Below are 13307 nucleotides of genomic sequence, written 5' to 3'. Positions count from 1 at the left end.
CCAGTACAAAACAGGAGTGGCGCCGCTCACGCTCCGCCACTCCTCCTAAAACTCAATATTTTCCTACCAGGGGCTTTTTTCTCCTGTCCGCTCAATCTGGGGCAGTTCATTAAAAGCGGGGATTTTTGTCGAAGCGTGCATAAAAAATATGAATAAATCATTGCAAAATGAAAAACGCTGTGTTATGATACGATTGTATGGACCGACCCGATGTTTTTGTGGATCGGTTTTCGCTGTTTTATTTGTACTATTTTTATAAGGAGTGGAAACCTTGGAGAAGTTTTTCAAACTGAATGAACATGGTACCAATACCAAAACCGAAGTTACGGCCGGTATTACCACGTTCCTCGCAATGGCCTATATTCTGGCCGTCAACCCGACCATGCTCGGTGACGCAGGCATGAACGCACAGGGCGTGTTCCTTGCAACCGCATTGTCTGCTGCACTGGCAACCCTCATCATGGGTCTGTTTGCAAACTACCCGATCGCGCTCGCTTCCGGCATGGGCTTGAACGCATATTTTGCGTACACTATCTGCCTCGGCGAATTAAAAGACATGCCGAATGCTTGGCAGGTTGCGCTGACCGCAATTTTGGTGGAAGGCATCATCTTCATCCTGTTGTCGTTGTTCAAATTCCGTGAAACACTCGTCAACAAAATTCCGGCAAACTTAAAATACGGCATCACCGCAGGTATCGGTCTGTTCATTACATTCATCGGCCTGCAGAATGCGGATATCGTCAAAGCAGATGCAAGCACACTCGTCGCTCTCGGCGATATCGGTACTGCACCGGTTGCACTTGCACTCATCGGCGTAGTTCTCATTGCCATCATGATGCACTTCAAAGTCAAAGGCGCTATCCTTTGGGGCATCCTCGCAACATGGATCTTGGGCATCTTTGCACAGCTCGGCGGCTGGTATGTTGTCAATCCGGAAGTCGGCATGTATTCCCTCATTCCGGAGATCAAAGGCATCGGCGATTTCCTGCCGAACTTTGGTACGCTGGGTGAAACCGCATTCAAATTCGACTTTAATTTTATGATCAACAATGTACTGCAGTTTGCTGTCATTGTGTTTGCATTCCTGTTCGTTGACCTGTTTGACACCGTCGGCACATTGATCGGCGTTGCAAACAAAGGCAACCTGCTCGACAAAGACGGCGCTCTGCCGCGCGCAGGCCGTGCGCTCCTTTCTGACGCAATCGGTACTGTCGCAGGCGCTTGCCTCGGTACTTCCACCGTTACAAGCTACGTAGAGAGCTCCGCAGGTGTTGCAGAAGGCGGCCGCACCGGTCTGACCGCTGTCACCACCGCAGTATTCTTCCTGCTGGCAATCTTCTTCTGGCCGATCTTCAGCGTTATCCCGGGCTTTGCAACTGCACCGGCTCTGATCGTTGTTGGTCTGTTCATGCTTTCGAACGTTCTGAAAATGAAATTTGAAGGCGACATGGCAGACGTCATCGGCGGCTTCCTGGCAGTCATCATGATGCCATTCTCCTATTCGATTGCAAACGGCATTATGTTTGGCATGCTCGCTTGGGTTCTTGTCAAACTGTGCACCGGCAAATGGAGAGATATTCACCCGATTATGTATATCGTCTTTGCATTGTTTGCACTGCGTATCATCACCCTCGTCATCTGATTGCTTTTGTGCATGAAAAAACAGCGAATCTAAATAAAGAGAACCGATTGGAGATTCCGGCCGGTTCTCTTTTCTTTTTTGTTTTCATGTGCTATACTGATACTATCAACTTCCAAGAAAGAAGGGCTTTTTCATGGAGCAATTTTATGAAATGCAGGTTGCAGGATTAACCCGCAGACTGCCGCTTTGCAAAGTCAGCGACGAGCTGTATATCGGTGCATTTGTTATTTTCGGTGATGTGGAGCTGACGGTCAACTCTGCACGCGACTTATTGAAAATCGCACCGGAACACGACATCATGATTACCGCAGAATCAAAAGGCATTCCGCTGGTACATGAGATGGCACGCCAGTCGGGCGAAAACACCTATCTGATCGCCCGCAAAGCACCGAAACTGTATATGAAAGAGGTTGTTTCCACCGAAGTCACCTCAATTACCACCGCCAAAAAGCAGATGCTCTATATCGACAGTGAAGACGCTGCAAAAATGAAAGGCAAACGCGTACTCATCATCGACGACGTTATCAGCACCGGCGAAAGTCTGCGCGCTGTCGAAAAACTCGTCAAACAGTCGGGCGGCATTGTTGCAGGCAGAATGGCAATTTTGGCAGAAGGCGATGCAAAATACCGCGACGATATTCAGTATCTTGAATATCTGCCGCTGTTTAATCCGGACGGCACCAAAAAAGAACATTAAAAAAATATCGTACAGGTTTTTCCTGTACGATATTTTTTATTATTTTTGCATGCAGGGCGGTGTTTTCACATATTCCGAAAGCACATTCGAAAGTGCAGCCGCACTGCTTGTATGTACACGCGCAACACAAATATTATTCCGCTTCGCTTCCTGCGCCGCGGTGTTCACCATTTTGTGCGACACTGTATTGGTGAACAAAATCATCAAATCCGGGCATCCAAGCTTTTTGCGCAGCGGTCCGTTCTCCTTTGCAAATACCTTTGCTTTGCATCCATACTGTTTGCAAATGTTCTGATACTGGCACACCATTCGTTCATTTCCGCCGATAATAACAACGCTCATTGTTTCCTCCTTCGAGTTAGTTTAATCTAACTTTGTTTTAAAAAATAATTGCGGAGATCGTCCGCATGCTCGGTTTGTTTTAACTAACCAAAGTATACAAGATGACTCTCCTTTTGTCAAGCATCTTTTTAAAAAATAATACTCGCTGATCTCACTCATCGCATAAAAAGGGCAAAACAATAGCATCTGGAAAATATTTTCTCGTTCTATGACGATTTTGTTAGGAAAAAGCCATGTTCTTGTCATTTTCCTCTGCTATACTAAAATAAAATTAATTGAAAAGGAGATTCCCGATGAAAAAATGGCTGATGCGCATATTATTTTTGATTCTTTTCCTCGGATGCTGTATTGTTCTGTTTTTCTTTGGAAAGGGATATATGATGTACCGAAAAGCCGTTGATGATATAAGTATCGCACAAAAGGTGGAAGAAATCCGTGCAAAAGAATCCTATACAGCACTTGACGACCTTCCGGATCTTTATTTGGATGCAGTCATCTCTGTTGAAGATCGCCGATTCTACAGTCACGGCGGATTTGACTGGATCGCAACAGGACGCGCAATCATCAACGATATCCGCACGCTTTCTTTTGCGGAAGGCGGCAGCACGATCACACAGCAGCTCGCAAAAAACATGTATTTCACACAGGAAAAACAAATTGAACGAAAAATTGCAGAACTCTTTGTTGCGTTTGATTTGGAACGAAACTATTCAAAAGAAGAAATTCTTGAACTGTACGTAAACTCAATCTATTTCGGAAACGGATATTATTCAATCCGCGAAGCCTCCGAGGGATATTTTCAAAAATCTCCATCTGAGATGACAGATTTTGAAAGCACGTTGCTTGCAGGTATCCCGAATGCACCCTCCGCCTACGCACTCACGAAAAATCCGGAGCTTGCAAAACAACGACAGCGGCAAGTACTCAACAAAATGGTTGAACATGGTGTATTGACCGAATCTGAAGCCGACAAAATTGAATCCTCCTCCCCCTGACAGAAAAAATCACACAGGATTTTTTGCAGAAAATAGAATTGAAAAATAAAAATTAGTGAGCACCACCGCAATGAGGTTCTCACTAATTTTTATATAAACAATGTTTAGGATTTCATCAAACGTTTCGGCTTCAAAAATAGTTTGCCGTTATTCACCGTGAACACTTTTCGCTTTTTTCATCATCGTGCGGTATGCCAGTTTTACAAGTTCAGAAAGAACAATCACACTGAATGCTGTTGCAAACAATTTGACCCACATGACGATTCCAAGCGGAACCGTTCCAAAAAATGCTCCTGCAAATTGGATAAAGACAACCTGCAGCACAAAGGTCGCTCCAACTAAAATATCACCTGCAACAATTTCCTGCTGACTCAGCATCAATGTTTTTCCGTCGCGGACTGCTTTTACAATCGTGTTCTCGCTGATTTTCGATAATGCTTCAAATGCTTTCGCACTTCTGCCTTCCATAACCACACTGATGATGACAGAAAGCGAAATGGCAAGGAAAATACCTGCGCATTCCAAAAAATCCGCTTCACCGCCGGTCATGCCTCGAAAAATATTGACGCCCAATGCAATAATGCCTGCTCCAATCAGCATAAGCAGCATCGGCTCTGTTGCGGATTCTCAGATTCTCGCAATCAACGATTTGTTTTTCTTTCTCTCCAGAACATTCGCCCCATACTTTTGACGGTTTGCTTCCACTTGTGCGGATGAAAGTCCTGTAACCTTGTTCGATCCAAGCAATTTTATAAGCTCAGATCTATCCGTCATAAAATCCTTCATTCTTTCCTCCTGAATTATGTATTCAAACAAAAAGACCCGTGCATGGCAATCAAAGCCGTACACGGGTCAAGAAAAGAGACCTATGTATGGCGTTTGTTACCATACATGAGTCTCGTTCATTAAGGTAAGCCAGATCATTCGATCAGTTTGTTGACTTACCACACAGTCATTGTGCAAACTACTCCCTCAAGCGGGTATTTTGTTGTTTTTTTATTATAGCGTACACACTCTTGTTTGTCAATACAAGAATTTTGCGAATGCTTCATTTTCCCACGGACATCAAGCAAAGAGGAAAAACAAACAGGCCATTGCTGTGTTTGACGTTTTACCATGACCGTGACGGTAAAAGTAACTCATCCATAAAAACCAAAAGCTGAAAAAATTATTGTTCCACTGCTTGATTGATACAAGAAATCGCATTTAAACTGCGGGGATACCCAATATAGGGCAGGCACTGTGAAACAACCTTTATAAGAAAATCTTTGTCATTTCCCATGTTGAGATTTCCTTTGACGTGAGCAATCAGCTGCGGTTCACAGCCGCCTTGTGCCATTAGAAAGCAAAAGGTCATAAGTTCACGCTCCGCAAGTGTTAAGCCGTTTCGCGTATAATAATCACCAAAACAGTTTGCCGCCAGCCAACGATTGATATGACTCGTTTTCCAAGCCTCTTTCATGTGTTCTCCGAAGATTTTCGACTGTACTTCGATCCCTTTTTCAAGGCGATCTGTAATCGTGGTTGTTGATTGGCCGTCAAGCGGAAGTGATATGCCTCTCTCGCGCAAGATCTCATTTGTCGCATTCAAAAACGGCAGCATTCTTCCATACCCCAAATAATCAGCTGCCTGATAAACAATCTCTTTTACAGCAATCGGTGCAACACCGTTTTCTAACGCTGAATCCAGTAGTTCGCGATATGCCTCCACACCGCCGCAGCCGATCAGTGTTGCCAAAATCGAAATATAGCGTGTTTTTTCATCTAATTGCTGATTTTCTTCGTGTACAACTTCTTCAAATGCAAAATATGAAAAACGCTGCGCAAATTCAGGATCGGTTTTATATAAATCCATCTTTACAAACTCCTTTCAGATTTTTTGACTGCCGGTCGACCATACATGCTGATCTTTTGCAGCCGCAGGAGTATTCTGCGCCATCACACCGACCAGCTTGTGAGGAACATATGGCTCTTCCAAAAAAGCAAGATCTTCGGTGGTCAAAACAAGCCCGATCGCTTGTGCCGCACCCTCGATGTGGTGAAGTTTCGTTGCACCCACAACAGGTGCAGTAACCTTTGTTAACAGCCAACCAAGTGATATTTCCGTCATCGACACACCGTATTTTTCGGCAAGCTGTGCCACACGTTCAATGATTATCCTATCTTGTTCAGCTGCAGCGTCGTATTTTAAATGTGCATAGGTATCCTCCTGCAAACGCTTCGAAGTTTCGCCGGGATGTTTCGAAAGTCGGCCGCCCGCAAGTGCGCTGTACGGAGTCATCGCTATATTCTCTTCACGACAGAGTTTTGCCATTTCCCGTTCTTCTTCCCGAAAGATCAAGTTATAGTGTCCCTGAACAGATATGAATTTCGCAAACCCTTCCTTTTCAGCAAGCGCATTTGCTTGTGCAAGCTGATAGGCAAAGCAGTTAGAAATTCCGATATAACGAGCCTTTCCTGCTTTAACCGCGTTGTTCAATCCCTCCATAATGTCATAAAGGGGTGTATTGTAGTCCCACATATGATAAATGTATAAATCCACATAGTCCATTCCGAGATTTTGCAGGCTTTTATCAAGCATTTTTTCAATGTGCTGCTGACCTGTGATTCCTGCTTCCATTTCATCATTGGTGCGCGGCAGAAACTTTGTTGCGATCACAACATTCTCGCGTTTTGCAAAATCTTTTATCGCTCTTCCGAGATATTGCTCACTTGTTCCGCTTTGATAAGCGATCGCTGTATCAAAGAAGTTGATGCCGAGTTCTAAGCCTTTTCGAATGATTTCACGGGAATGCTCTTCATCCACTGTCCAGCTGTGCTGACCGTTTCCGGCTTCACCAAAACCCATACATCCCATACAAATCCGGGATATCTCGAGATTTGAATTTCCTAATTTTGTGTATTCCATCATGATACTCCTTTTGTGATGCTGAAAATGTGTCTTTGGTATTACTCTTCCGCCAATTTGCTGTATTCTTCATCGCTTACAGGCTCACACCATTCATTTGAAGGATCTTCACCCGGCACTTCTATGGCAATATGAGAAAACCAACTGTCTTTTTTCGCTCCGTGCCAGTGCTTGACTCCCGCCGGAATTGTAACAACCATTCCTGCGGTAAGAGAAACAGGCGGTTTATGCTCTTCTTTATACCAACCCTCGCCCGCTGTGCAAATAAGAATCTGACCGCCGCCGCTTTTGGCGTGATGAATATGCCAGTTGTTGCGGCAGCCCGGTTCAAACGTCACATTCGCAAGAAACACTGCCGTCTCCTGTGGATTGGTCAGCGGATTCAAAAAAGAATTGCCTGTAAAATACTGCGAAAACGCTTCATTTGGATTTCCTGTTCCAAACACATTGATCGTTTCAAATTGCTCTTTCTCTGTCATTTTCATAAAGTAATCTCCTCTTTTCGTACATTTCATATCGCTCATATCAAATTTTATATATCTTTTTTCGAGCGTTTTATGTCAAATCTTAGATAATCCAAACGATCTAGTTGCTGTTGCTTTAAATGAATTTCATCAAGCGTTCCATTCCTTTTTTCTTCCAGTATTTTTATTCTTTCTGTTTCGGCGGATGTCCCCGCAGCAAGCAGCCGCATATATTTTTCTATCTCCTCAGAGGCAAATCCAATATCGTGCAGTGTCATGATAGTACTTAAGCGTTCGATATCACTGTCGTCATAGTGCCATGATCCCATCTCTTTCTTGATCTCGCCGCATAATCCCCAGCTTTCATATTCTTTTAAGATTTTCACCGGGATCTTATATCGTTCACTCACTTCGTTCATTGTCATTTTAACGTTCCTCTCTGATCGAAAAAAATAAAGGTGCTCCATTTTGGAACACCTTTATTATAAATTCAGATATATGAAATGTCTAATGCTTATATATTATCGTCAGAAATGCTTTTCAAGTATTGAACTGCAAAATCGATAAAGGCTGATGTTGTGGCCGAAAATATCTGATCTTTTTTCCAGCCCAAAGCCGTCGAAACTTCTAAAACAGGCTGCAATGGAATAAATCGCAGATGTTCATAAGTACAGCTTAAATTGATGCTGAGCATTACACCTATATTCTCTTTTGCCAATATAGCTTCGTTGTACGGTAAATTCGCAGTTGCTGCAATCTCCACCTCATCTTTATACGCACCAAGCCATTTTCCGATTCGGCTTTGGTTGAAATCACCGGTTGCAGTTACAACCGACATCCCCGACAAATCCTCCGGTCTTATACTGTCCTTTTTGAAAAGCGGAGAATCCTTTTGAACAAATACGCCCCATTGCTCTTTAATCGGCATACTCACGAAATTGTATTTGCGCATATCAATCGGTTCAGACATCAATCCGATATCCAACAATCCTCTTTCAATATAATCACGAATATTTCCTGCGTTTCCGCTGTATATCTCATATTTGACATTGGGATATTTTTTACGGAATGCCGCGATGATTTTTGCTAAATATTCGGTCGATCGAAACTCGCCGCTGCCGATTGAAATCGTACCGGAGAGTGATTCATCTTTTTGCAGAAAATCCCGCTTTGTTTTATCTGCCAAAGACAAAATTTCCTGTGCACGGCGTTTTAATATCATTCCATCCTCAGTCAAAATAATATTATGATTGCTGCGAACAAACAGCTTTACACCCAATTCCTGCTCCAAATCCGCGATTTGCCGAGACAATGTGGGCTGTGTAACATGAAGCTGCTGCGCCGCTTTTGTAAAATTTTCTTCTCTTGCAATTGCTAAAAAGTAATTCAGTACACGAAGTTCCATACCTGCACCTCCCCAGACAGTATATCATGCAAAAATAAATCATTCAATATATCTAATCTTTTGTTATGCTTATATCGAATATCTATTCATTTGAGATGTTAGACTCTCCCTGACGAACACATGCAAAAAAGTTCGTACAGAAAAATACAGCCTGTGAAGCGTATTGTATCTCCACAGGCTGTATCCTTTTATTATAATTGTGTAATTGCTTGCTGCACATATTGTATAAGCGCTTCTTTCGTGTTCTCCACGCGTTCCTCCATGACTGCATTCACCAACTCTGAAAGCGACGCACCAATCTGCCTGCCGGACAACCCGCATATTGTTTGAAGCGTACGCCCATCTATAGCCAGCTGTGCACGGCACACGCAATCATCTGCCGCTTCCGACAGTGCTACAAGCATCTTCGCCTGTTGCGCCTGCTGTTCGCCGTCTTTTCCGTTTGCTGCCGAATATGCACACAAAACCGCCAGCATTTGTTCGGTATACATCCCACAAACAGACCGAAACTTCCGCGCCGCAATTCGTGTATCCGGAAGTGTCAAATCCGCATGATCGCACAAAAACGAAACTGCCTCACAAAGCAGCCGCGGCAATCGAAGGGCACGCAGAACCGCTTCCATTTCCTCACCCGATTGATCCGCACCAATTCCCAGAATCCCCAATCGAACCGACACATCCGCTGCCGCGTGGGAAAGTGCATCAACCGCCTGTGCAGAATACGAAATCGGAAAAAATCGTTCGATCACATCCCAATAGTCTGATAGAATCGCACCGGCATTTACGCCGCAGAGAAGCCGCTGAAATTCACTGCCAATCCGTTCGGGCGCTACCAGAGAAAGCCGCTGCTTTTGCCGGTGGATTGCCTGCGCAGTATTCGGCTCAATCGAAAAGGAAAGTGTTGCCGCAAACCGAAGCGCCCGCACAATCCGCAGCCCATCCTCAAAAAAGCGATCTTCCGGATTTCCCACACACCGAATCACGCCGGCGCGCAAATCTGCCTGTCCACCAAATGGATCAATCAGCCGCACTCCGTCAAACGCCATCGCATTCACCGTAAAATCGCGGCGCGCCAAGTCCTTATTTACATCGGTTGTAAAGGTCACGCCGTCCGGATGACGACCGTCCTGATACACCCCGTCAATCCGAAACGTCGTAATCTCAACCGGAACATCATCGAGCACAGCAGTAACAGTGCCATGCGCTGTGCCTGTTTCATATACCGCACAAATCGGCGAAAGGACGGCTTTCACCTGCTCCCACGACGCAGACGTTGCCAAATCCCAGTCATGCGGCTCCTTGCAAAGCAGACTGTCACGCACACAGCCGCCCACAGCAACGGTATCAAATCCGGCCGTTTGCAGCGCACACACAAGCCGTTTGACCGGGACAATCCACTCCACTCGCATCTCCTCCGTCTTATTTGGCATGAATGTTGATAAACTCCGGTTTGTATTTTGAATACATGATTTTCTGCTTACTGTAAAGGCCGTAGTAACCGGAGAGCTGATAGCTCACGGCGATCGCAACGAGAAAATAGCACAAATTTCCGACACCGAACAGCTCTGCCGCCATCAGCAGTGCAGAGAGCGGACAGTTTGTAACACCGCAAAACACAGCAGCCAGTCCGATCGCCGCTGCAAATCCGGGCGGCAGGTTAAGAAATCCGCCCATCACACAGCCGAATGTCGCACCGACAAAAAAGCTCGGTACAATTTCGCCGCCTTTATAGCCAAAACCAAGTGTTACCGCTGTGAGCAATAATTTAATCAAAAATGCCTCCGGACGAGCAGAACCGGAAATCGCCTGTGCAACCACATCCATTCCGGCACCCGAATACATCTGTGTTCCAAGCAGCATTGTTGCCGCAATGACAATCACGCCGCCTACCACGATTCGTACATACCGGTTTTTGATTTTTTCTCCGAGAAAAGATGCCAAATGCATGGTACGGCAAAATAAAATGCTCACAAGCGCGCACAGCATTCCGAGCACCAGGACACGAAGCATGGTTAAAACATCAATCCCACCGATCACCTCTAACGGGAATGATTCCGCATGAACACCAAGCAAAGACGCCATCACTGCGGCAGATACTGACGAAATCACACACGGCACAAGTGCCGCATAATACATAACGCCGACACTGATCACCTCGATGCAGAACACTGCTGCGGCAACAGGCGTACCGAACAGTGCCGCAAAACAAGCGCTCATACCGCACATTGTCAAAATCCGGCGGTCATCTTCTTTCATACGAAGCCATCTGCCAAACTGTGCAGAAAGACTGCCGCCCAGCTGGAGCGCAGCACCTTCGCGTCCTGCCGACCCGCCGAACATGTGCGTAAGCACCGTGGAAAAGAAAATCGAAATCGCCATAGATACGGGAATTTCCGCTTCTTTCCGCAACGAAGCCAGCACCAAATTGGTTCCCTGGCGATCCTCGGCATGAAACCGATACAGCAGCGCAATCACCAGTCCGGCAACAGGCAAAAGCCAAATCATCCATGGATGCTGTGCGCGCAGTCCGGTCGTATACTGCATTGCATACGAAAATCCTGCACCAACCGCACCAATCACACAGCCCACTGCACAAGCAATTACTGCCCAATACAAAAATCGAAGAAAAATCTTGCCGCCGGCTTTGAACGTATGTGCTTGTTCATTCAATGCATGCATTACCCGCTCTTTTATCATGAAAAAACGCCCCGCTTTTTACTTTTTCTCTCTTTATTATACCGTTGTTTGCCGAATTCGGCAAGCGCAATCCCCTTTGTTTGCGCTTATCGAATAAAAAACTATTGCATCTTTTTAAAAACAGGCGCATAATAAAATAATATGCAGAGTTTTGTTTTATTGTTTTTAAAGGAGCGAAAACATGTTTACGAAAAAAGACATTGCGCGGCTGATGATTCCGCTTGTCATTGAGCAGGTGCTTGCAGTCGCGATCGGCATGGCCGATACGATGATGGTTTCAAGCTGTGGTGAAGCCGCCGTTTCGGGTGTTTCTCTCGTTGATTCCATCAACATTTTACTCATCAATATTTTTTCCGCATTGGCAACCGGCGGTGCGATCATCTGCTCGCAGTTCATCGGACGAGACGACAAGGAAAACACAAACAAAGCAGCAAAACAACTCATTGCCTCTGTGTTTCTCATTTCCTCGATCATCATGGTGTTCTGCCTGTTTTTGAATCAATCGATTTTATCCATTGTATTCCCGAATACAGACAAAAGCGTTATGGACAACTGCATGACGTACTTTTTCTGGTCCGCCATTTCCTATCCGTTTTTAGGATTATATAATGCCGGCGCGGCGTTGTTCCGCTCCATGGGAAACTCGAAGATCACGATGATTGTTTCCGTTGCGATGAACCTGCTCAATATCGCAGGAAACGCTATCTTGATTTTCGGCTTCAATATGGGCGTTGCCGGTGCGGCAATTGCAACACTCGTTTCCCGCATTTTCGGCGCAGTCGTGATGCTCTGGCTTCTGCGGTTCCGCAGTCATGGCATCACAATCGACTCACTCACACACTGGCGTCTTGATTTTAAACTCATTCGTCACATTCTTGCAATCGGCATTCCGAACGGCCTTGAAAACGGCATGTTCCAGATCGGAAAAATTCTCGTACAAGGTTTTGTTGCATCCTATGGCACCGTTGCCATCGCGGCAAACGCAGTTGCAAACAGCATTGCGTCCGTAGCCGTCATTCCGGGTGCGGCAGTTGGCCTTGGCATGATTACAATTGTCGGTCAATGCGTCGGTGCACAGAAATTCAAAGAAGCAAAACAGTACATTTTCAAACTGACCGGTCTGGCATATGCGATGATGATTGTGGTCAATCTTCTGATCGTACTGCTTTTGAATCCGCTGATTTCGCTGTTCAGCCTTTCGGCTGAAACTGCTTCGATTACATATGAACTGCTGTTGTTCCACAGCATCATGAGCAGTATTCTTTGGCCAACCGCGTTCACACTGCCAAACGGTCTGCGCGCTGCGAACGACGTCCGGTTTACGATGTTTGTTTCCGTGCTGAGCATGTGGCTATGCCGCATTGGTTTAAGCTATGTGCTCGGAACCATGCTTGGCATGCAGGTGTTCGGCATCTGGGTTGCAATGACGATCGACTGGGTATTCCGGATTATCTTTTTCGTCATCCGCATCTGCGGCAACCGATGGAAGAAAAAAGCCATTCAATAACATATCAAAAAAGACGGCACATTGTGTGCCGTCTTTTTTGATTTAAGCCTGCGGATCATATGTTTTTACACCAAATATAAAATAAAGAATGTGAAACAGCCACACACAGCCCAAGATGATACACGGAATATAAATCATCTTTACAAACATGATGGTAAATCCAATTGTCATCAAGATGGTCACCGTGATCATCACACGAATCTTTGTTTTGCGCGTCATGCCTTTGCCCTGCACATAGCTTTCAAGATTTTTCTTGTAAAGCTTTGTGTTCACAAGCCAATCATTGAGTTTTTTCGAGCTCTTTGCGAAGCTGAACGCTGCAAGAAGCAAAAACGGAAATGCAGGAAGGAGCGGAAGCACAGCACCCACTGCACCGAGACCTATACCAACAAGCCCAAGCATTATCCAGAATATTTGTTTAATTTTCATGCTCTTTCTCCAATCGTTTCTTTTCTTTGTGGCTTTCGATCATATGCCGGATCACCATAATCGGATGATGCACAATCATGCGCGGCCCGCTGAACCGCATCACTTCCCGAATCTTTCGGCGCATTACCGGCTGATAGCAATGTACTCTGCAATTCGAACAAAACGTCTTTGTCTCCATACAGGAACAAGACTCTGAAACATTCGATGAGATTCTTTCCATC

General features: G+C 45.3%; 16 protein-coding genes. 4 read left to right on the top strand and 12 right to left on the bottom strand.

What is annotated here, in order from left to right:
• The first annotated feature begins 271 nt into the window (after positions 1-271).
• Together H6A12_RS06285 and H6A12_RS06280 are read left to right on the top strand one after the other, a co-directional pair.
• Entirely contained in the window at positions 272-1642 is a 1371-nt protein-coding gene (locus tag H6A12_RS06285) for an NCS2 family permease (protein ID WP_204445975.1), read from the top strand.
• 133 nt (positions 1643-1775) lie between these two features.
• Positions 1776-2339, top strand: a complete 564-nt coding sequence (locus H6A12_RS06280) for a phosphoribosyltransferase family protein (RefSeq protein ID WP_204445973.1) — start codon at positions 1776-1778, stop codon at positions 2337-2339.
• A 39-nt stretch (positions 2340-2378) separates the two neighbouring features.
• Here H6A12_RS06280 and H6A12_RS06275 read toward each other — a convergent pair whose 3' ends face one another.
• Complete coding sequence (locus H6A12_RS06275; protein WP_204445970.1) at positions 2379-2681, bottom strand: DUF2325 domain-containing protein; 303 nt, start codon at positions 2679-2681, stop codon at positions 2379-2381.
• A 293-nt stretch (positions 2682-2974) separates the two neighbouring features.
• On the opposite strand from H6A12_RS06275, the gene H6A12_RS06270 reads away from it, so the two are divergent.
• On the top strand, positions 2975-3676 hold the full coding sequence (locus tag H6A12_RS06270; RefSeq protein WP_204445968.1) for a transglycosylase domain-containing protein: 702 nt from the start codon (positions 2975-2977) through the stop codon (positions 3674-3676).
• Between the two features lie 147 nt (positions 3677-3823).
• Here the strand turns inward: H6A12_RS06270 and H6A12_RS06265 are convergent, their stop codons facing one another.
• The 9 genes from H6A12_RS06265 to H6A12_RS06225 form a co-directional block, all read right to left on the bottom strand.
• Positions 3824-4276, bottom strand: a complete 453-nt coding sequence (locus tag H6A12_RS06265) for a hypothetical protein (protein WP_204445966.1) — start codon at positions 4274-4276, stop codon at positions 3824-3826.
• Positions 4277-4303: 27 nt separating this feature from the next.
• Positions 4304-4462 (bottom strand): cation-transporting P-type ATPase, encoded by a 159-nt coding sequence (locus H6A12_RS06260; RefSeq protein ID WP_204445964.1) that lies wholly within the window; start codon positions 4460-4462, stop codon positions 4304-4306.
• Positions 4463-4844: 382 nt separating this feature from the next.
• Positions 4845-5531 carry a carboxymuconolactone decarboxylase family protein gene (locus H6A12_RS06255; RefSeq protein WP_204445962.1) on the bottom strand — a complete coding sequence of 229 codons (687 nt, stop codon included), beginning with the start codon at positions 5529-5531 and terminating at the stop codon, positions 4845-4847.
• Positions 5532-5546: 15 nt separating this feature from the next.
• Positions 5547-6584, bottom strand: a complete 1038-nt coding sequence (locus tag H6A12_RS06250; RefSeq protein WP_204445960.1) for an aldo/keto reductase — start codon at positions 6582-6584, stop codon at positions 5547-5549.
• A 41-nt stretch (positions 6585-6625) separates the two neighbouring features.
• Entirely contained in the window at positions 6626-7069 is a 444-nt protein-coding gene (locus H6A12_RS06245) for a cupin domain-containing protein (protein ID WP_204445957.1), read from the bottom strand.
• A 47-nt stretch (positions 7070-7116) separates the two neighbouring features.
• Positions 7117-7473, bottom strand: a complete 357-nt coding sequence (locus tag H6A12_RS06240; protein WP_204445955.1) for a MerR family transcriptional regulator — start codon at positions 7471-7473, stop codon at positions 7117-7119.
• Positions 7474-7562: 89 nt separating this feature from the next.
• Positions 7563-8453, bottom strand: coding sequence for a LysR family transcriptional regulator (locus H6A12_RS06235; protein ID WP_204445952.1), 891 nt, complete (start codon positions 8451-8453; stop codon positions 7563-7565).
• Positions 8454-8644: 191 nt separating this feature from the next.
• The gene (locus tag H6A12_RS06230; RefSeq protein ID WP_204445950.1) at positions 8645-9856 is read right to left on the bottom strand and encodes a hypothetical protein; all 1212 of its coding nucleotides are present in this window, start codon (positions 9854-9856) and stop codon (positions 8645-8647) included.
• Between the two features lie 16 nt (positions 9857-9872).
• A complete protein-coding gene (locus H6A12_RS06225) occupies positions 9873-11132 on the bottom strand; it encodes a chloride channel protein (RefSeq protein ID WP_204445947.1) in 1260 nt (419 codons plus the stop codon).
• 199 nt (positions 11133-11331) lie between these two features.
• On the opposite strand from H6A12_RS06225, the gene H6A12_RS06220 reads away from it, so the two are divergent.
• Positions 11332-12657, top strand: coding sequence for an MATE family efflux transporter (locus tag H6A12_RS06220; RefSeq protein WP_204445945.1), 1326 nt, complete (start codon positions 11332-11334; stop codon positions 12655-12657).
• 42 nt (positions 12658-12699) lie between these two features.
• Here the strand turns inward: H6A12_RS06220 and H6A12_RS06215 are convergent, their stop codons facing one another.
• Together H6A12_RS06215 and H6A12_RS06210 are read right to left on the bottom strand one after the other, a co-directional pair.
• Positions 12700-13086, bottom strand: coding sequence for a YbaN family protein (locus H6A12_RS06215; protein ID WP_204445943.1), 387 nt, complete (start codon positions 13084-13086; stop codon positions 12700-12702).
• Positions 13076-13306: a nitrous oxide-stimulated promoter family protein gene (locus tag H6A12_RS06210; protein WP_204445940.1), complete on the bottom strand. Its 231-nt coding sequence runs from the start codon at positions 13304-13306 to the stop codon at positions 13076-13078. Before H6A12_RS06210 ends, H6A12_RS06215 begins: the two co-directional genes overlap by 11 nt.
• Between the last annotated feature and the right edge of the window lies 1 nt (position 13307).

The sequence above is a fragment of the Merdimmobilis hominis genome, from assembly GCF_016901855.1.
Classification (GTDB): domain Bacteria; phylum Bacillota; class Clostridia; order Oscillospirales; family Ruminococcaceae; genus Paludihabitans.
This window is presented reverse-complemented; position numbering and strand designations above follow the sequence as displayed.